Origin of the sequence: Arthrobacter sp. ok909 (assembly GCF_900104405.1) — a bacterium.
In the GTDB taxonomy this organism is placed as follows: domain Bacteria; phylum Actinomycetota; class Actinomycetes; order Actinomycetales; family Micrococcaceae; genus Arthrobacter; species Arthrobacter humicola.
Window position 1 is genome coordinate 202,935 of sequence record NZ_FNJS01000003.1, and the last position, 15,173, is coordinate 218,107.

A 15,173-nucleotide genomic window follows, 5' to 3' on the forward strand; every position below is an offset into this window, starting at 1 on the left:
CCGTAGAAGGCAGCGCACTGAGACGTCAGCAAACAAGAACGGCAGCCCGGTCCAGTGCATCGCTGGATCGGGCTGCCGTTCTTTGTGGACGGCGGGGCCGCGGCTACGAGGCCAGCGGCCGCCGGCGTTCCACGGCGCCGCTGATGGCGGCCACCCCGAGGCCCAGGATGGCCAAGACGGCACCCACGAGAGCGGGGGCGACGTAACCCCAGCCCCAGGCGATCACGAGTCCGCCAAGGAAGGCGCCCAAGGCGTTGGCGACGTTGAGCGCCGCATGGTTGAGCGAGGAGGCCAGCGACGGGGCATCAGGCGATGCATCCAGAAGCCTGGTCTGCAAGGCCGGAACCAGCATGGACCCGGCGGCACCGACCACGAACACCATGATCAGCGCCGACCACGCCCAATGGGCCGCAACACCATAGACCACGAGCGCCACGGCCGTCGCCGGCAGCACCCAGTAGATCGTCCCCATGACGGACTTATCGGCGATCCGGCCGCCAACGATGTTGCCTGCCACCATGCCCACTCCGTACAGCGCCACGACGAGCGGCAGCCACGGCGCCGGGACCCCGGCCACGGATGTCATGGTGTGCGAAATGTAGGTGTAGGTCGCGAAGAAGCCGCCGAAGCCGACGATGCCGACCAGGATGGCGAGCCACACCTGGAGCCGCTTGAGTGCCCCGAGCTCGCGGCGGAAGCTGGCATCGGCGTGCGGCTTCTGGAACGGAACGAACTTCCACAGCATGGCGAGCGTGATGATGCCGATCAGGCCGACCAGCAGGAACAGCAGCCTCCACCCGTAGCTCTGGCCCAGCCAGGTAGCGAAGGGAACTCCGATGACGTTGGATACCGTCAGCCCGGCCATGACCATCGAAATGGCCCAGCCCCGCTTGGTCGGCGCCACGAGGGACGCGGCAATCACGGCCGCGACGCCGAAGAAGGCGCCGTGCGGCAGCCCCGCCGCGAACCGCGACACCAGCATGGAGCCGTAGTCAGGGGCGAGGAGGGAACTGAGGTTGGCGATGCTGAAGAAGAGCATGAGCCCCAGGGCCAGATGCTTCCGCGGGAGTTTGGCTCCGACGGCGGCCAGCACGGGCGCACCGACGACGACGCCGAGGGCGTAGGCGGAGATGAGGTGGCCGGCCTCGGGCGTGCTGATGTTCAGTCCCTGCTCAATCTCCTTGAGCAGGCCCATCATGGTGAATTCTGTGGTTCCGATGCCGAATCCGCCCATGGCCAGGGCAATGATGGCGAGGGCAATGTGACGGGTGCCGGTCTTGGACGACGCCGGAGCTTGTGTGGTGGTTGTCATTCGTCTTTTCGGGTGATTTCCGGGAGGTGCCGGGAAGAGTCGGCCAGATAAATATGCTTTATTGAACTGGGAGCGCGCGCCGAATATTTCGCAGGCTGCCCGGCAACGCCTTCACCATTGTCCCTCACCCCTTCCCCGCGGCGACGCCCCCACGACTCTGGCCGTCGACGTCGATCCCTGGCGCCCGCCTTAGACTGGGGGACGTGACTGGACTCATCAACGTCGTCGGCGGCGCAGTAGTGGACTCCCTGGCGGAACCAGGGAAACTCCTTGTGGCGCGGCGCACGGCTCCACCGCAGTTTGCCGGTATGTGGGAGTTCCCGGGCGGAAAAGTGGAGCCGGGCGAAGCAGCCGAAGACGCCCTGCACCGCGAGCTCCGGGAGGAACTCGGCGTGCAGGTCCGGCTCGGATCCGAGCTGCCCGCGGCGACCGCGACGGGCTGGCCGCTCAACGAGAAGGCAGCGATGCGGGTTTGGTTCGCCGAACTCGAGGACGGGGAGCCCCGGCCGTTGGAAGACCACGACGAACTGCGCTGGCTTGACCTCCGCAATTCCGACGACGTCCTGGGCCTGCCGTGGATCCCGGCCGACTTCCCGATCGTCGAAGCACTCCTGGCCGCCGTCCATGCCGCCCGGCCGCGCGGCGGGGGAGCCGAACTGATCCGCTGACCCGGACACGCCGACCGGCATACGCCGGCCCGCCTCTCGCCAAACGGTCAGGCATGTGCCTACTCTGAACGCAATCGAGAGGAGCAGCCCGTGCAGGTCGGTGTCGGACGAGAACAGCGCGCCGGAGAACGCCGGGTTGCGGCCACGCCGGAAACGGTGCAGCAACTGACGGCCCTCGGACTCACGCTCGTGGTGGAGAGCGGCGCAGGAACCGAGGCAGGGTTCGCGGACGCAGCGTTCAAAGAGGCCGGCGCCACGGTGATCTCGGAGCTCCCGCTCGCGGCCTTGGACGTCCTGCTGCATGTTCGTCCGCTCGCGCCGGACACTGCGGCCCGGCTACGGCCCGGTGCCATCACTGTCGGCCTGGCGTCGCCAGCCTCCGAGTTGCCCACCGTCCGGGCACTGGCCGCCGCCGGGATCACCTCCTTCGCCCTGGAGCTGCTTCCGAGGATCTCCCGTGCCCAATCGATGGACGCACTCACTTCGCAGTCCCTTGTCACCGGGTACCGCGCCGTGCTGGAGGCCGCCGTGCGGTATCCGCGGTTCTTCCCGCTCTACATGACGGCCGCCGGAACCATCCCCCCGGCGAGGGTTCTGGTCCTGGGAGCCGGTGTCGCCGGCCTGCAGGCCATCGGCACCGCGAAGCGGCTGGGCGCCCGCGTTTCGGCCAACGACATCCGCGCCGCCTCCGCCGACGAGGTCGCCTCGATGGGCGGCACGTTCATCAATCTGGACCTCGACGCGGCGGCGGAAGGAACCGGCGGCTACGCCCGCGCCCTCGGCGAGGACCGGGCGCAACGCCAGCGCAGCCTGCTGGCCCCGCACGTCGCGGCCACGGACATCCTGATCACGACGGCGGCCATCCCGGGCCGGGCCGCTCCGGTGCTGGTAACCACCGACATGGTGGCCGGCATGCGGGCAGGCTCTGTCGTCGTTGACCTCGCCGCGGAGTCCGGCGGCAATGTGGAAGGCGTGATCGCCGGCCAGGACATCCAGGTGCCGGTTGAGGGCGGATCAGTCACGCTCGTGGGCCTTCAGGACGCCGCGTCCGCCATGCCGTCGGACGCGTCCCGGCTCTTTGCCCGGAACGTCAGCAACTTCCTCGCCCTCATGACCGACGGCGGCACCGTTGCCCCGGACTTCGACGACGACGTGGTCGCCGGAACATGCCTGACCCACGGCGGCACCGTACGGCATGCCGCCACCGCCGCAGCCCTGGGAGAGGACGCCTGATGGGCCCCGTTGCGCTGCTGACAGTCGTGGTGCTTGCCGTCTTCGTCGGCTTCGAAGTCGTGTCCAAGGTGACCAGCAAGCTGCATACACCGCTCATGTCCGGCGCCAATGCGATCCACGGGATCATCCTCGTCGGCGCCATCATCGTGGCCGGGCAGGCCGGCGACCCCTGGGTGCTCGGCATCGCGCTCCTGGCAGTGGTCCTGGCGACCGTAAACCTGGTGGGTGGCTTTGTGGTCACGGACCGGATGCTGGAGATGTTCAGCGTGCACAAGCCCCTGCGCAAATCGGCGCAGAAGCCCTCAGGAACCGGTACCACCAAGGCCGGCGGAACGGCGGCCGAAGAACACACCGGCGACGGCACCTCCGGCGGCGTCGCAGGGGAGGCGAGATGAGCCTCCTGACCCCGGAATGGACAGCCTTGCTGTATCTGGTGGCGGCCGTCTGCTTCATCCTGGCGCTAAAGGGCCTGAGCTCGCCAAAAACCGCCCGCCGCGGCAACGCCATCGGTGCGGCCGGGGCGCTCGTCGCCGTCGTCACGGTGTTCTTCTCTGCCCGGCTGGAGAATATGCCGCTCATCCTGGCCGCCATCGCCGTCGGCTCCGCGATAGCCGTGCCCGTCGCCCGGCGGGTGCAGATGACGCAGATGCCCCAACTGGTGGCACTGTTCAACGGCGTCGGCGGCGGCGCCGCAGCGCTGGTCGCCGCACTCGAACTGAGCCACAGCGAGGATCCGTGGGTGCGCCTGGCGGTCGTCTTCACCATGCTCGTGGGCGCGGTGTCCTTCGCGGGCTCCGCGGTCACCGTCGGCAAGCTTCAGGAACTCATCAGCACCCGTCCGCTGCTGTTTCCCGGGATGCCCTGGGTGATGGGGGCCGTCATGCTCGGGGCGGTCGTCTCCGGGGCGCTGGTCGTCCTGAGCGGCTCCGTCGGCTGGTCGCTGGCGCTGCTGGGCCTGGGGCTCGCGGCAGGTCTGCTGCTCGTGTTGCCGGTGGGCGGGGCGGATGTGCCGATCGTGATCTCGCTGCTGAATGCCTTCACCGGTCTGGCGGTGGCCGCGTCAGGCGTCGTCCTGGGCAACGTCCTGCTCCTCGTCGCCGGAACCCTGGTCGGCGCGAGCGGCACCATCCTGACCAAGGTCATGGCCTCTGCCATGGGGCGCGGAGTCGCCGGAATCATGTTCGGCGCCTTCAAGGGCGGCTCGACGGCGGGTTCCACCGCCGTGAGTGACCGGCCCGTACGCTCGTCCTCCCCGGAAGACGTCGCCGTCCAGCTCGGCTATGCCCAGCGCGTGGTGATCGTTCCCGGGTACGGGCTCGCCGTGGCACAGGGCCAGCACACCGTGGCGGAGCTCGCCACAGCCCTGGCCGACCGCGGCATCGATGTGGTGTTCGCCATCCACCCCGTGGCGGGACGCATGCCGGGCCACATGAACGTGCTCCTGGCCGAGGCTGATGTGCCGTACGAGTCGCTAAGGGAGCTGGCGGAAATAAATCCCGAGTTCGCCAACACGGACATCGTGCTGGTGGTCGGCGCCAACGACGTCGTCAACCCGGCGGCCAAGTCTTCACCTGGTTCGCCGATCTACGGGATGCCGATCCTGGACGTGGTGCAGGCCCAGCAGGTGGTGTTCCTGAAGCGGTCGATGCGTCCGGGGTTCGCGGGCATCGAAAACGACCTCCTGCACGACCCCAAAACCACGCTCCTTTTCGGGGATGCCAAGGATTCGCTGTCAAAGGTGCTCGGCGCGGTCAAGGCGCTCTGAGGTCAGGGAGCCGGCGCGCTTCAGAACAACGTCGGCTGCGCTGCCGGGTGGCCGGCATATGCCGTGCCGGGGTGCCGGTTAGTGGCGTACCGGGATGCGTCCGGGATGCTTCCAGCCGGGTACTGGGCTTCCTCCTCCCGGGCATCATCGCTGAGGTCCGCGTTGCCGCTGAGGTCCCTGTGGCTGAAGCCCTGCGAACCGGAAAAGCCGTGCAGGTCCTTGAAATAGCGGATGCGACCGGCCAGCCACGCCCGGTATTCCTTTGAGGCATAGGACCCGCTGCCGTACAACCGGCGGTACTTGCCCGCCAGGTGCGGATGTTCGCGGGCAATCCACTGCATGAACCACTCACGCGTCCCCGGCTTCAGGTACAGCGCGCCAGCCGTGACCCCCGTGGCGCCTGCCGCTGCCAGGGCCCCGAAGAGGGAGTTGAGGGCGTCGTCGCTGTCGGAAAGCCACGGCAGGATCGGCATGGCCATGACGCCGCAGGGCAGGCCTGCTTCCCTGAGCCGGGAAATGAGCTTCAGCCGTGCCCGCGGACCCGGTGTACCCGGCTCCACGGCCTCGGACAGGTGCTCGTTGGTCATGGCCAGCGAGATGCCCACCCCGACCGGCACCTGGGCCGCGGCATGCTTCAGCAGCGGGATGTCCCGGGCCAGGAGCGTGCCTTTAGTGAGGATGGACAGGGGCGTGCCGGAATCGGCGAGGGCGCCAATGATGCCGGGCATGAGCTGGTAGCGGCCCTCGGCGCGCTGATAGGGGTCCGTGTTGGTGCCGAGGGCCACGTGCTCGTGCCGCCAGGAGGGCTTGGCCAGTTCCCTGCGCAGGACCTCGGCAGCATTGATCTTGACCACCACCTGGCTGTCAAAGTCCAGGCCGGCGTCGAAGTCCAGGTACGTGTGGCTCTTGCGGGCAAAGCAGTAGACGCAGGCATGGCTGCAGCCGCGGTACGGGTTGATGGTCCAGTCGAACGGCATCCGGGAACCGGCGACCACCTTGTTGAGCACCGATTTGGCGGTGACCTCATGGAAAGTGATCCCGGCAAACTCCGGGGTGGAGACGGACCGTACCAGTCCGGCCAGGGGCAGCAGGGCATCGGGGGACGGGGGAGTGGCGGACCCGATACTGGCAGATTCCGAAGAGGTGGACGGGTCTCCCGTCGACGCGTCGCTTCCGGAGCTGCCGCGCTTCAGTGATTGTGCATCCCATCTCATGCCACCATTCGAATATATGTTCGACTTAAAGTCAAGGATGACGTCGAACCATGCGGATGAGATTCGGCAGCGCTTCGAATCTCGAGCAGGGCCTGCCCGGCGAAGGCCATCGCGGCGTTGGATGTCCACGGCGCCGCTGGGGACCATGAATGGCACCAGCAGAAACTGACACGATTGGCAAGGAGATTCGGCGTTGCCACCTATCGCGGTTTGTTCTATAACTTATAGAACTAAGCTCGGGGGTGGAAGTGATGATCCTGAATGTCGACCTGGCCAGCGAGGTGCCGATCTACCAGCAGCTTCGGGACCGGATCGTGGAGGCGATCGCCGGGGGCGTGCTGACCGTGGGCAGCTCGTTGCCGGCCACCAGGACGCTCGCTGCGGACTTCGGGATCAACTTTCACACCGTGAACAAGGCGTACGACCTCCTGCGCCAGCAGGGCGTGATTCGGCTCAACCGCAAGTCCGGTGCGGTGGTGACCTCCACGGCCGCGGACCCGCCGTTCTCCGCCGAGTGGACTGCGAGGGCACGGACTCTCCTGGCGGAGGCCGTGGCCAGAGGACTGCCGCCCGACGAGGTTCTCGAGATCTGTCGCTCCGTACTCGATTCCTTCGGCGCCACACAGCCCGAGGACAAGCCATGACCGTTTCCATCGCCCTGAGCTCCGTGTTGTCAGCACTGGTGCTCACGCTTGCCCTCGTGCTGCCCTCGATCACCAGTCCGACTGTCCCCTTCGGAGTCCGGGTGCCAGCCCGGCGTGCCGGCGACCCGACGGTGGTCAGGCAGACCCGTATCTACCGATGGCGGGTACTCGTCGGTGGGGTCGTCGCCGCCGTGGTCGGCGGCGCCATCTACGGCGTGACCAGTGAAACGGTGCTGCTGCCGCTGTCGGTAGTGCTGCTCCTCGGCGTTTTTTACGGCTGCTTCTTCCTGGCCAACCATGAGATCCGGGCCGCCAAGGCCGCCGGAGGCTGGTATGAGGGCCTGCATCAAGGCATTGCGGTGGACACCGGACTGCGGACAGATCCGCCGCGGTTTCCCTGGCTCTGGCTGGCCCCTGCAGTGATCGTCACGGTCACCACGGTGGTGATCGGCGTGGTCAGCTACCCGTCGATGCCCGAGATGCTCGCGGTCCACTACGGCGCGAACGGCGCGCCCAACCGGGTGGCCGCCAAATCGGTCGGCACCGCCTTCTCTCTGGTGTTCGTGCAGATCGGCGTGACCGCGCTGCTGGCGGGTATCGCGGCGGCCATCTTCCACAGCCGGCCCGACCTCGACCCGGCGCACCCGGTAGGCTCCGCGCGCTGGTATCGCCAGTACATGTCCCTGGGCGCCAAGGCGCTGCTCGGTCTGGCCGCGATGATCGACGTGGGGATGCTGGGATCATCGCTGCTGATGTGGACCGGGACGGTCACGCGGTGGGCGCCGCTGGTGGTCGTGCTCCCGATCCTGGCCGCCGTCGTGGTTGCCATCATGGTCCTGGCGGGGAACAACCGCGAGCGGGATGAGGGCGAGAAGGACACCGGGCTGACCCACCGCGACGACGACAAGTACTGGCGCGGTGGCCTGTTCTATGCCAACCGCGACGACCACGCGCTGATGGTTCCGCGCCGGTTCGGTCTGGGATGGACGCTCAACTTCGGCAATCCCAAGTCCGCGATATTTCTGGCCGGCGTGGTCGTACTGATCGGGCTGCTGATCACCCTCCGTCTTGGCGGCTGACTCCAGGCGCTTCTCCTGGACGCCTCCTACGCAGCTGCGGGATTGAGACCTACGAAGCCAGCCGCTCGCGTGCGTCGTGATCGGAGATGGTCGGCTCAGCGCCGCGTTTGGGCTGGTTAACCTCGGCCCACACCGCATCGAGGGAGAGGCCGAGGACCTCGGCGATCGCAGCGATAGTGGGGAAGGCGGGGGTCGCTACACGGCCCGTCTCGATCTTCCGGAGGGTCTCCGGCGAGACACGTGCATCGAGCGCGACGTCGAGCATCGAGCGCTCTCCCCTGGCGCGACGCAACAGGGCGCCGAGGCGCTGTCCGCGCTCGACCTCTTCGAATGTAAGCGGCAACCTGACCATGGCTCCGATTATAGCGGGATAATATGGCCGGTATAGTTATTGGATGCGTGAGAAAGGCGCCGCATGATCGAGATCCTGAACCCCGCCGAACTGGCCCGAGCAAAAGAGACGGGCGCCCTCGTCGCCGACATCCTGCAGACGCTGAAGAGCCGCAGCACGGTCGGTACGAACCTCCTGGACCTCGACCGGTGGGCCCGGACCATGATCGTCGATGCTGGAGCGCAGTCCTGTTACGTCGACTACGAGCCGTCCTTCGGGCGCGGGCCGTTCGGACACTACATCTGCACGGCCGTCAACGACGCCGTGCTCCACGGGCTCCCGCACGACTACGCGCTCGCCGACGGCGACCTGCTGACACTCGACCTCGCCGTCTCGAAACGAGGAGTTGCTGCGGACTCTGCGATCAGCTTCATCGTGGGCGACTCAAGGCCCCCGGCGAGCGTCGCAATGATCAGCACGACCGAGCGCGCATTGAACGCAGGAATAGCCGCTGCCCGACCCGGGGCTCGCATCGGCGACATCTCCCATGCCATCGGCTCGGTCCTCAGCGAGGCGGGATACCCGATCAACACCGAGTTTGGCGGTCATGGCATCGGATCGACGATGCACCAGGACCCGCACGTTCCAAACACCGGACGGCCAGGCCGCGGATACAAACTGCGCCCCGGGCTGCTGCTCGCACTCGAGCCGTGGGTCATGGCCGACACCGCTGAACTCATCACCGACGCCGACGGGTGGACGCTCCGAAGTGCGACAGGCTGCCGGACGGCACACAGTGAGCACACGATCGCCATCACCAGCGACGGAGCTGAAATCCTCACCTTGCCGACGCAGGCGCACCCGTGAGATCGGAGCCACACCTGCCTCGTGTGCTGCATCTGATGCAGGATGCGGTGTACGGAGACCGTCCAACAGGCCGAACCCGGATGACGCGACGAAGAAACGTTTAGGCTGCCGGCTGGATCATGTCCTGTTCCCCCGGATCCCGGGGTGCTTCACTGAAAGGTACGACGACGGCCATGCCGCCTTTCGCCGCGACAAGCGCCGCCGCGCGCAGTGTTGGAGCGAACTGCCGGAGTGTACTGCCGGAGCGAATCGTTAGGCCGCATCGTGGTGCCGCGTTGTTAGGCTGGGGCGATGATTCTCCTGACCGGATTCGAGCCCTTCGGCGGCGAAACAACCAACCCGTCCTGGGCCGCGGCCCGTTCAGCGGCGCGGTTGCTCCGGTCCGAAGGACTCGACGTCCAGGCCGTGGAACTTCCCTGCGTCTTCGGGGCCTCGGTGACGGTGCTGGAGGAGGCCCTGGAGCGTTTCCGGCCGGAACTGGTGCTGTGCGCCGGCCAGGCCGGCGGCAGGGCAAGCATCTCCCTGGAGCGCGTGGCCATCAACTGCGACGACGCCCGGATCCCGGACAACGCCGGCAACCGGCCCGTAGACGAACCCGTGGTCAGCGGCGGACCGGCAGCCTATTTCACATCCCTGCCGATCAAGGCGGCGCTCGCGGCGCTGACCGCAGAACAGATCCCGGCGGAAGTGTCGCAAAGCGCGGGGACCTATGTGTGCAACCACATCTTCTATGCGCTCATGCACGCACTGAGGCTGCGGCCGGGCACCAGGGGAGGATTCGTCCACGTCCCCTACGAGGACAGCCAGCTTCCGGCCGGGGGCACCACGCCGTCGCTGCCCGCGCACCAGATGGCGGCGGCGCTCGCCGTCGTCGTCCGCACTGCGCTCGCGACGACGGCGGATCTCAAGATCGCTGCCGGCACAACGCACTAGCGGGCCGAGCGCCAGGCAGGCCGGCGGGTCAAGCGTCGACTGGATGACTCAGTCGAGCAGTTCCCAGACGACGCCGACCGTGGCGGTGACGCTCGACTCACCGGCCTCAACAGTGAGTGCTTCCGCCGCCACCGCGCGCTGCATCTTCGCGAGCGGGACCGGCGGCTGGAACCCGGTGTGCTGGGTAAGGGAAAGAACCCTGCCCAGGCCTGTGCCGGAGAGGGCGGCGTAGTGCGCGGCGGTGGTGCGGGCATCCTGCCAGGCAGCTTCCCGCGCCCGGACCTCGATGCCTGCGGAATCCGCGAAGCCGAGCGTCAGGCCGTTCAGCCGGACGTCGTCCCCGCCGGCGGCAACGGCCGCGGCGATGACCTCCGAGGACGCGGACAGTGTCCGGATCCTGATGGTGAGCGTGCTTGAGGCCAGATAGCCCGTGACGGTCTGGCCGCGGCCCTCCTGCCAATTCACTTCGGCCCGGACGTTCAACCCGGAGGTGGACACGTCGGGGCCGGCCACGCCGTGCTGCCGGAGCGCCGAGGTGATGGCGGCCGAGCGTGTTCCGGCGTCGCCGTAGGCCTCGGCCACGGTATCCCGGCGGCATTCGACGCCGACCGACAAGGTCAGGAGGTCAGGCACCGCCTCCGCGCTGCCGGTTCCGGTAACCGAAATGCTTCTGGGGTTGTGTGTCATGTCAGGCCTCGTATCGCTCGGGGGCAGTCACGCCCGTGTTGCGGTTTGTTCGCGGACCGGTCCCCGGGCCGCCGGGCCGGGGGTAGCCGCCTGCTTCCAGCCCGGCGTGGCGCTCGAAAAAGTTCGCGCTGCCCGGGTTGCCCGTCCGCCAGAGGGACCAGCCCGCGGCGATGAAGTACAGGGGAAGGAAGGGCAGCCCCAGGCACCAGGCGTACTGGGTGCTGTGGCGCTCCTCGTGTCCCAGCAGTGCCGGATTGGCGCGGGCGGCTTCCGGTCCGGCACGGAAGAGGATCACGTTGCCCACAGTGAAGGCCGCGGCGAAGGGAAGCCGCCAGCGGTAGCGGTTCGCGATCAGCAGCCCGCGCGGCCCCCCGCCGACGGTCGTCCCGGCACAGACCGCCAGCACCAGGCCCAGGAGGGTGGTGCCGTTGAGCATGTTGGCGATCTGCCGCAGCCGTTGACCGGACGTCATGAGGCCATGGTAGCCGGGGGTGTGCCGGGGTGGCGCTCCAAAGGCCGCCGGAGGCGTCCGCACTGTCAGTCGAAACCCCACACACCGGATTGTCACGTTCGGGCGGGCGTTGCCGTGCGGTCGACAGCCGTCTACTAGACTGAAGGAAGTGCCCGCCGGAGGGATTTCGGCTGGCCTGCACAATGAATTCAGCACAATGAATCCAGCGCAGTGAACTGTGACAGCGAACAGTGATCAGGAACAGTGATCACGGACTGTGACAATGAACTGTGACAATAAGCCTTGCCGACAACCCGCGCGTTGCGTGCGTGCCGCCGGCATGATCCGACTCGTAGCTAAGAACAGTAGATGACTGAAACTTTGCCGGGCGCCGCCGTCCCGAATCCTCTGGATGAAGCCGCCATTACCGCTGCCGTAGACCAAGCCGTTGCCGCCATCGCCGCTGCCGCGACCCTCGATGAACTCAAGGCCGTGCGCCTCGCGCACACGGGTGAGAAGTCCGCGCTGAGCCTCGCCAACCGCGAGATCGGCGCGTTGCCCAAGGACCAGAAGGCCGCCGCCGGCAAACTCATGGGTGCCTCCCGCGGACGCGTCAACAAGGCGCTCGCGGACCGTACGGCCGAGCTTGAAGCCGAGAACGACGCACGGATCCTCGTCGAAGAGACCGTCGACGTCACGGCGGCGCCCCGCCGGCGCCGGGCCGGTGCACGTCACCCGCTTTCCACGCTGCAGGACCGCGTTGCGGACATCTTCGTCGGCATGGGCTGGGAGATCGCCGAGGGGCCCGAGGTCGAGTCCGAATGGTTCAACTTCGATGCCCTGAACTTCAAGCCGGACCACCCCGCCCGCGACATGCAGGACACGTTCTTCGTCGAGCCGCCCGAAGCGCACCTGCTCATGCGCACCCACACCTCACCGGTGCAGGTCCGCTCCATGTTGGAACGCGAACTGCCCATCTACGTGCTGTGCCCGGGCAAAGTGTTCCGCACGGATGAACTCGACGCGACGCACACCCCGGTGTTCCACCAGTTCGAGGGCCTGGCCATCGACAAGAAGCTGAGCATGGCCGACCTCCGCGGCACCCTGGAGCACTTCGCACGGCAGATGTTCGGCGGGGAAGCACAGATCCGGCTGCGTCCGAACTACTTCCCGTTCACCGAGCCGTCCGCCGAGCTGGACATCTGGCACCCGGGCGCCAAGGGCGGCCCCAGCTGGATCGAGTGGGGCGGCTGCGGCATGGTCAACCCCAACGTCCTGCGCGCCGCTGGCATCGATCCGGACGTTTATTCAGGTTTTGCCTTCGGTATGGGCATCGAGCGCACCCTCATGTTCCGCAATGAGGTTGGCGACATGCGCGACATGATTGAAGGCGACGTACGTTTCAGCGAGCACTTCGGGATGGAGATCTAACAGTGCGTATCCCACTTTCCTGGTTGCGCGAATTCGCGCAGGTACCGGCCGAAGCAACGGCCGAAGACGTCATGGCCGAGCTCGTCAAGGTCGGACTCGAAGAAGAAGCGGTCCACCGTCCCACGGACACGATCCGGGGTCCGATCGTGGTGGGCCAGGTGCTCAGCATCGTCAAGGAACCCCAGACCAACGGCAAGACCATCAACTGGTGCCAGGTCCGGGTTGTCCCCGAAGGCCAGCAGCAGACCCTGACCGGTGAGGGCATCGACCCCTCCGGTGTGCAGGGCATCATCTGCGGCGCCCACAACTTCGTCGAAGGCGACAAGGTGGTTGTCACCCTCCCCGGTGCCGTGCTGCCGGGCGACTTCCACATCTCCGCACGCAAGACCTACGGACACCTCTCCGCCGGCATGATCGCGTCCGTGCGGGAACTCGGCATCGGCGAGGACCACGACGGCATCCTGGTCCTGTCCCGGATCGGCCTCGACCCCGAACCGGGCACCGACGCCATGGAACTCCTGGGCCTCTATGACCAGGCCGCCGAAATCAACGTCACCCCGGACCGCAGCTACTGCTTCTCCATCCGCGGGGTGGCCCGTGAATACGCGCACGCCACCGGCACCGAGTTCACCGACCCGGTATCCAAGGTCCATGCCCCGCAGGTGCTGTCGGGCGGCTACGGCGTCAAGCTCAACGACGACGCCCCGATCTACGGCAAGCCCGGCTGCGACCGCTTCGTGGCCCGCACGGTCCGGGGCGTGGACGCTACCCGGCCCACTCCGCCGTGGATGACGTCCCGCCTCCGGCTCGCCGGCATCCGGTCCATCTCCCTGCCGGTGGATATCTCCAATTACGTCATGCTCGAGCTCGGACAGCCGAACCACTGCTATGACCTGGACAAGCTGTCCGGCGACATCGTGGTCCGGCGGGCCACGGCAGGGGAGAAGATCACCACCCTGGATGACAAGGAGCGCACACTCGACGCCGAGGACTTGCTGATCACGGACGCCTCCGGGCCCATCGGGATCGCCGGCGTCATGGGCGGTGCCCACACCGAGGTATCGGACTCCACCACCAGCGTCCTGGTCGAGGCCGCGCACTTCGACGAAGTCTCGATCGCACGCTCGCGTCGCCGCCACAAGCTCCCGTCCGAGGCGTCCAAGCGCTTCGAACGCGGCGTGGACTGGCAGGTTGCCGACGTCGCCGCCCAGCGAGTGGTGGACCTGCTGGTCGAACTCGCCGGCGGCACCGCCGACGAGGCGGGGACCGACGTCGGCACTGCACCGGACGTCGTCATCATCGAACTGCCGGCAGGCTACGCCGCCGCCCGGATCGGGATCGATTTCACCGAGGACCACATCGTGACCTCGCTCGAGGACCTCGGCGCCGTCGTCGAAACGAGCGCCGCAGGCCACACGGTGACCGCCCCGAGCTGGCGCAACGACCTCGAAACCAAAGACGACCTCACCGAGGAAATCGCCCGGCTGGTCGGCTACGACAAGATCCCGGCAACCCTGCCGGTGGCGCCGCCGGGCCGTGGCCTGACCCGTGTCCAGCAGCAGCGCCGCCGCCTGATCCAGGCCCTCGCCGACGCCGGACTCACCGAAGTGCTGGCCTACCCGTTCGTGTCCAAGGCCGCCAACGACACCTTCGGCGTTCCTGCCGAGGGTGCGGCGCGCGCGGCCCTCAAACTGGCGAACCCGATCAGCGAGGAGCACGGCTTCCTGCGGACCTCCATCCTGCCGGGCCTGATCGAGGTGGCCAAGCGCAACCACTCCCGCGGTTTCCGCGACCTCGCCCTCTTCGAGGCCGGGCTCGTGTTCCTGCCCGGAGAGCGGCTGGGCACCGCCTCGATTCCGCCGCTCGGCGCCAAACCGAGCGACGAGGTGCTGGATGCCCTGTACGACGGCGTCCCGGACCAGCCGCTGCACCTCGCCGCGGTTCTCACGGGGCACGACTCGCCCGCAGCCCCGGGCCACGCCCCGCGGGCGTGGGACTGGGCCGACGCCCTGGATATCGCCCGCGTCGCCGGCGACGTGCTCGGCGTTGACCTCGTGGTCACGCAGGGCCGGCACCAGGCCTTCCACCCCGGCCGGGCCGCGCAGATTGCCCTGCGCACCGGCGAGGTAGTTGGCTACGCCGGGGAGCTGCACCCGAAGCTGCTGGCAGCCTACGACATGCCGGCCCGCTCCGTGGCGCTGGAACTGAACGCCGACGCCCTCTTCGAGGCCGCCGCCGACGTGATCGTGGCCCGGCACATCTCGACGTACCCGGTGGCGACCCAGGATGTGGCCCTCGTGGTCCCGCAGGACGTCCCGGCCGGAGAGGTGCTTACGGCCCTGCGTGAAGGCGCCGGCGAACTGCTCGAGGACGTCGCACTGTTCGACGTCTACGCGGGCAAGGGCATCGAGGACGGCAAGAAGTCGCTTGCGTTCAGCCTGCGCTTCCGCGCCGACGATCGCACCCTGACGGCGGACGAGGCATCGGCGGCCCGTGAGGGTGCCGTCGCCGCTGCCCACGAACGCTTCGGGGCTGTGCAGCGCTAACTGCGGCGCTGA

Annotated in this window: 15 protein-coding genes; 10 read left to right on the top strand and 5 right to left on the bottom strand. The window is 67.7% G+C overall.

Translation table 11 applies throughout. The features are described 5' to 3' along the window. Nucleotides 1-103: 103 nt before the first annotated feature. Nucleotides 104-1,312, bottom strand: coding sequence for an MFS transporter (locus BLR03_RS04370; protein ID WP_091249897.1), 1,209 nt, complete (start codon nt 1,310-1,312; stop codon nt 104-106). A 203-nt stretch (nt 1,313-1,515) separates the two neighbouring features. Between BLR03_RS04370 and BLR03_RS04375 the strand changes: the two genes are divergently transcribed. The 4 genes from BLR03_RS04375 (at nt 1,516) to BLR03_RS04390 (ending at nt 4,978) form a co-directional block, all read left to right on the top strand. Continuing rightward, nucleotides 1,516-1,980, top strand: coding sequence for a (deoxy)nucleoside triphosphate pyrophosphohydrolase (locus BLR03_RS04375; protein ID WP_091249900.1), 465 nt, complete (start codon nt 1,516-1,518; stop codon nt 1,978-1,980). 90 nt (nt 1,981-2,070) lie between these two features. Further along, complete coding sequence (locus BLR03_RS04380) at nt 2,071-3,213, top strand: Re/Si-specific NAD(P)(+) transhydrogenase subunit alpha (RefSeq protein ID WP_091249903.1); 1,143 nt, start codon at nt 2,071-2,073, stop codon at nt 3,211-3,213. Next, entirely contained in the window at nt 3,213-3,608 is a 396-nt protein-coding gene (locus tag BLR03_RS04385) for an NAD(P) transhydrogenase subunit alpha part 2 (RefSeq protein WP_091249905.1), read from the top strand. Before BLR03_RS04380 ends, BLR03_RS04385 begins: the two co-directional genes overlap by 1 nt. Beyond that, nucleotides 3,605-4,978 carry an NAD(P)(+) transhydrogenase (Re/Si-specific) subunit beta gene (locus BLR03_RS04390; RefSeq protein WP_091249907.1) on the top strand — a complete coding sequence of 458 codons (1,374 nt, stop codon included), beginning with the start codon at nt 3,605-3,607 and terminating at the stop codon, nt 4,976-4,978. Before BLR03_RS04385 ends, BLR03_RS04390 begins: the two co-directional genes overlap by 4 nt. Nucleotides 4,979-4,998: 20 nt before the next feature. Here the strand turns inward: BLR03_RS04390 and BLR03_RS04395 are convergent, their stop codons facing one another. After that, nucleotides 4,999-6,192, bottom strand: coding sequence for an Rv2578c family radical SAM protein (locus BLR03_RS04395; RefSeq protein ID WP_091249910.1), 1,194 nt, complete (start codon nt 6,190-6,192; stop codon nt 4,999-5,001). Between the two features lie 251 nt (nt 6,193-6,443). On the opposite strand from BLR03_RS04395, the gene BLR03_RS04400 reads away from it, so the two are divergent. Together BLR03_RS04400 and BLR03_RS04405 are read left to right on the top strand one after the other, a co-directional pair. Further along, nucleotides 6,444-6,836, top strand: coding sequence for a GntR family transcriptional regulator (locus BLR03_RS04400; protein ID WP_091249913.1), 393 nt, complete (start codon nt 6,444-6,446; stop codon nt 6,834-6,836). Beyond that, the gene (locus tag BLR03_RS04405; RefSeq protein ID WP_091249916.1) at nt 6,833-7,915 is read left to right on the top strand and encodes a DUF1648 domain-containing protein; all 1,083 of its coding nucleotides are present in this window, start codon (nt 6,833-6,835) and stop codon (nt 7,913-7,915) included. Before BLR03_RS04400 ends, BLR03_RS04405 begins: the two co-directional genes overlap by 4 nt. A 49-nt stretch (nt 7,916-7,964) precedes the next feature. Here the strand turns inward: BLR03_RS04405 and BLR03_RS04410 are convergent, their stop codons facing one another. Next, the gene (locus BLR03_RS04410) at nt 7,965-8,267 is read right to left on the bottom strand and encodes a helix-turn-helix transcriptional regulator (RefSeq protein WP_091249919.1); all 303 of its coding nucleotides are present in this window, start codon (nt 8,265-8,267) and stop codon (nt 7,965-7,967) included. 63 nt (nt 8,268-8,330) lie between these two features. Between BLR03_RS04410 and map the strand changes: the two genes are divergently transcribed. Both map and pcp read left to right on the top strand, forming a co-directional pair. Next, entirely contained in the window at nt 8,331-9,113 is a 783-nt protein-coding gene (gene map, locus BLR03_RS04415) for a type I methionyl aminopeptidase (protein WP_091249921.1), read from the top strand. A 291-nt stretch (nt 9,114-9,404) separates the two neighbouring features. After that, a complete protein-coding gene (gene pcp, locus BLR03_RS04420; protein WP_091249923.1) occupies nt 9,405-10,046 on the top strand; it encodes a pyroglutamyl-peptidase I in 642 nt (213 codons plus the stop codon). Between the two features lie 48 nt (nt 10,047-10,094). Here pcp and BLR03_RS04425 read toward each other — a convergent pair whose 3' ends face one another. Both BLR03_RS04425 and BLR03_RS04430 read right to left on the bottom strand, forming a co-directional pair. Next, complete coding sequence (locus BLR03_RS04425) at nt 10,095-10,733, bottom strand: SIMPL domain-containing protein (protein WP_091249925.1); 639 nt, start codon at nt 10,731-10,733, stop codon at nt 10,095-10,097. A gap of 1 nt (nt 10,734) precedes the next feature. Further along, complete coding sequence (locus BLR03_RS04430; RefSeq protein ID WP_091249927.1) at nt 10,735-11,205, bottom strand: DUF4157 domain-containing protein; 471 nt, start codon at nt 11,203-11,205, stop codon at nt 10,735-10,737. A gap of 348 nt (nt 11,206-11,553) precedes the next feature. Here BLR03_RS04430 and pheS point away from each other — a divergent pair, with 348 nt between their 5' ends. Together pheS and pheT are read left to right on the top strand one after the other, a co-directional pair. Next, entirely contained in the window at nt 11,554-12,615 is a 1,062-nt protein-coding gene (gene pheS / locus BLR03_RS04435) for a phenylalanine--tRNA ligase subunit alpha (RefSeq protein WP_091249929.1), read from the top strand. Between the two features lie 2 nt (nt 12,616-12,617). Beyond that, nucleotides 12,618-15,161, top strand: a complete 2,544-nt coding sequence (gene pheT / locus BLR03_RS04440; protein WP_091249931.1) for a phenylalanine--tRNA ligase subunit beta — start codon at nt 12,618-12,620, stop codon at nt 15,159-15,161. The last annotated feature ends 12 nt before the right edge of the window (nt 15,162-15,173 follow it).

What these genes read in the sequence shown, in the direction of transcription:
- BLR03_RS04370 (WP_091249897.1), bottom strand. Translation starts at nt 1,312, where the DNA reads ATGACAACCACCACACAAGCTCCGGCGTCGTCCAAGACCGGCACCCGT.
- BLR03_RS04385 (WP_091249905.1), top strand. Translation starts at nt 3,213, where the DNA reads ATGGGCCCCGTTGCGCTGCTGACAGTCGTGGTGCTTGCCGTCTTCGTC.
- BLR03_RS04390 (WP_091249907.1), top strand. Translation starts at nt 3,605, where the DNA reads ATGAGCCTCCTGACCCCGGAATGGACAGCCTTGCTGTATCTGGTGGCG.
- BLR03_RS04395 (WP_091249910.1), bottom strand. Translation starts at nt 6,192, where the DNA reads ATGAGATGGGATGCACAATCACTGAAGCGCGGCAGCTCCGGAAGCGAC.
- BLR03_RS04400 (WP_091249913.1), top strand. Translation starts at nt 6,444, where the DNA reads ATGATCCTGAATGTCGACCTGGCCAGCGAGGTGCCGATCTACCAGCAG.
- BLR03_RS04405 (WP_091249916.1), top strand. Translation starts at nt 6,833, where the DNA reads ATGACCGTTTCCATCGCCCTGAGCTCCGTGTTGTCAGCACTGGTGCTC.
- BLR03_RS04410 (WP_091249919.1), bottom strand. Translation starts at nt 8,267, where the DNA reads ATGGTCAGGTTGCCGCTTACATTCGAAGAGGTCGAGCGCGGACAGCGC.
- map (WP_091249921.1), top strand. Translation starts at nt 8,331, where the DNA reads ATGATCGAGATCCTGAACCCCGCCGAACTGGCCCGAGCAAAAGAGACG.
- pcp (WP_091249923.1), top strand. Translation starts at nt 9,405, where the DNA reads ATGATTCTCCTGACCGGATTCGAGCCCTTCGGCGGCGAAACAACCAAC.
- BLR03_RS04425 (WP_091249925.1), bottom strand. Translation starts at nt 10,733, where the DNA reads ATGACACACAACCCCAGAAGCATTTCGGTTACCGGAACCGGCAGCGCG.
- BLR03_RS04430 (WP_091249927.1), bottom strand. Translation starts at nt 11,205, where the DNA reads ATGACGTCCGGTCAACGGCTGCGGCAGATCGCCAACATGCTCAACGGC.
- pheS (WP_091249929.1), top strand. Translation starts at nt 11,554, where the DNA reads ATGACTGAAACTTTGCCGGGCGCCGCCGTCCCGAATCCTCTGGATGAA.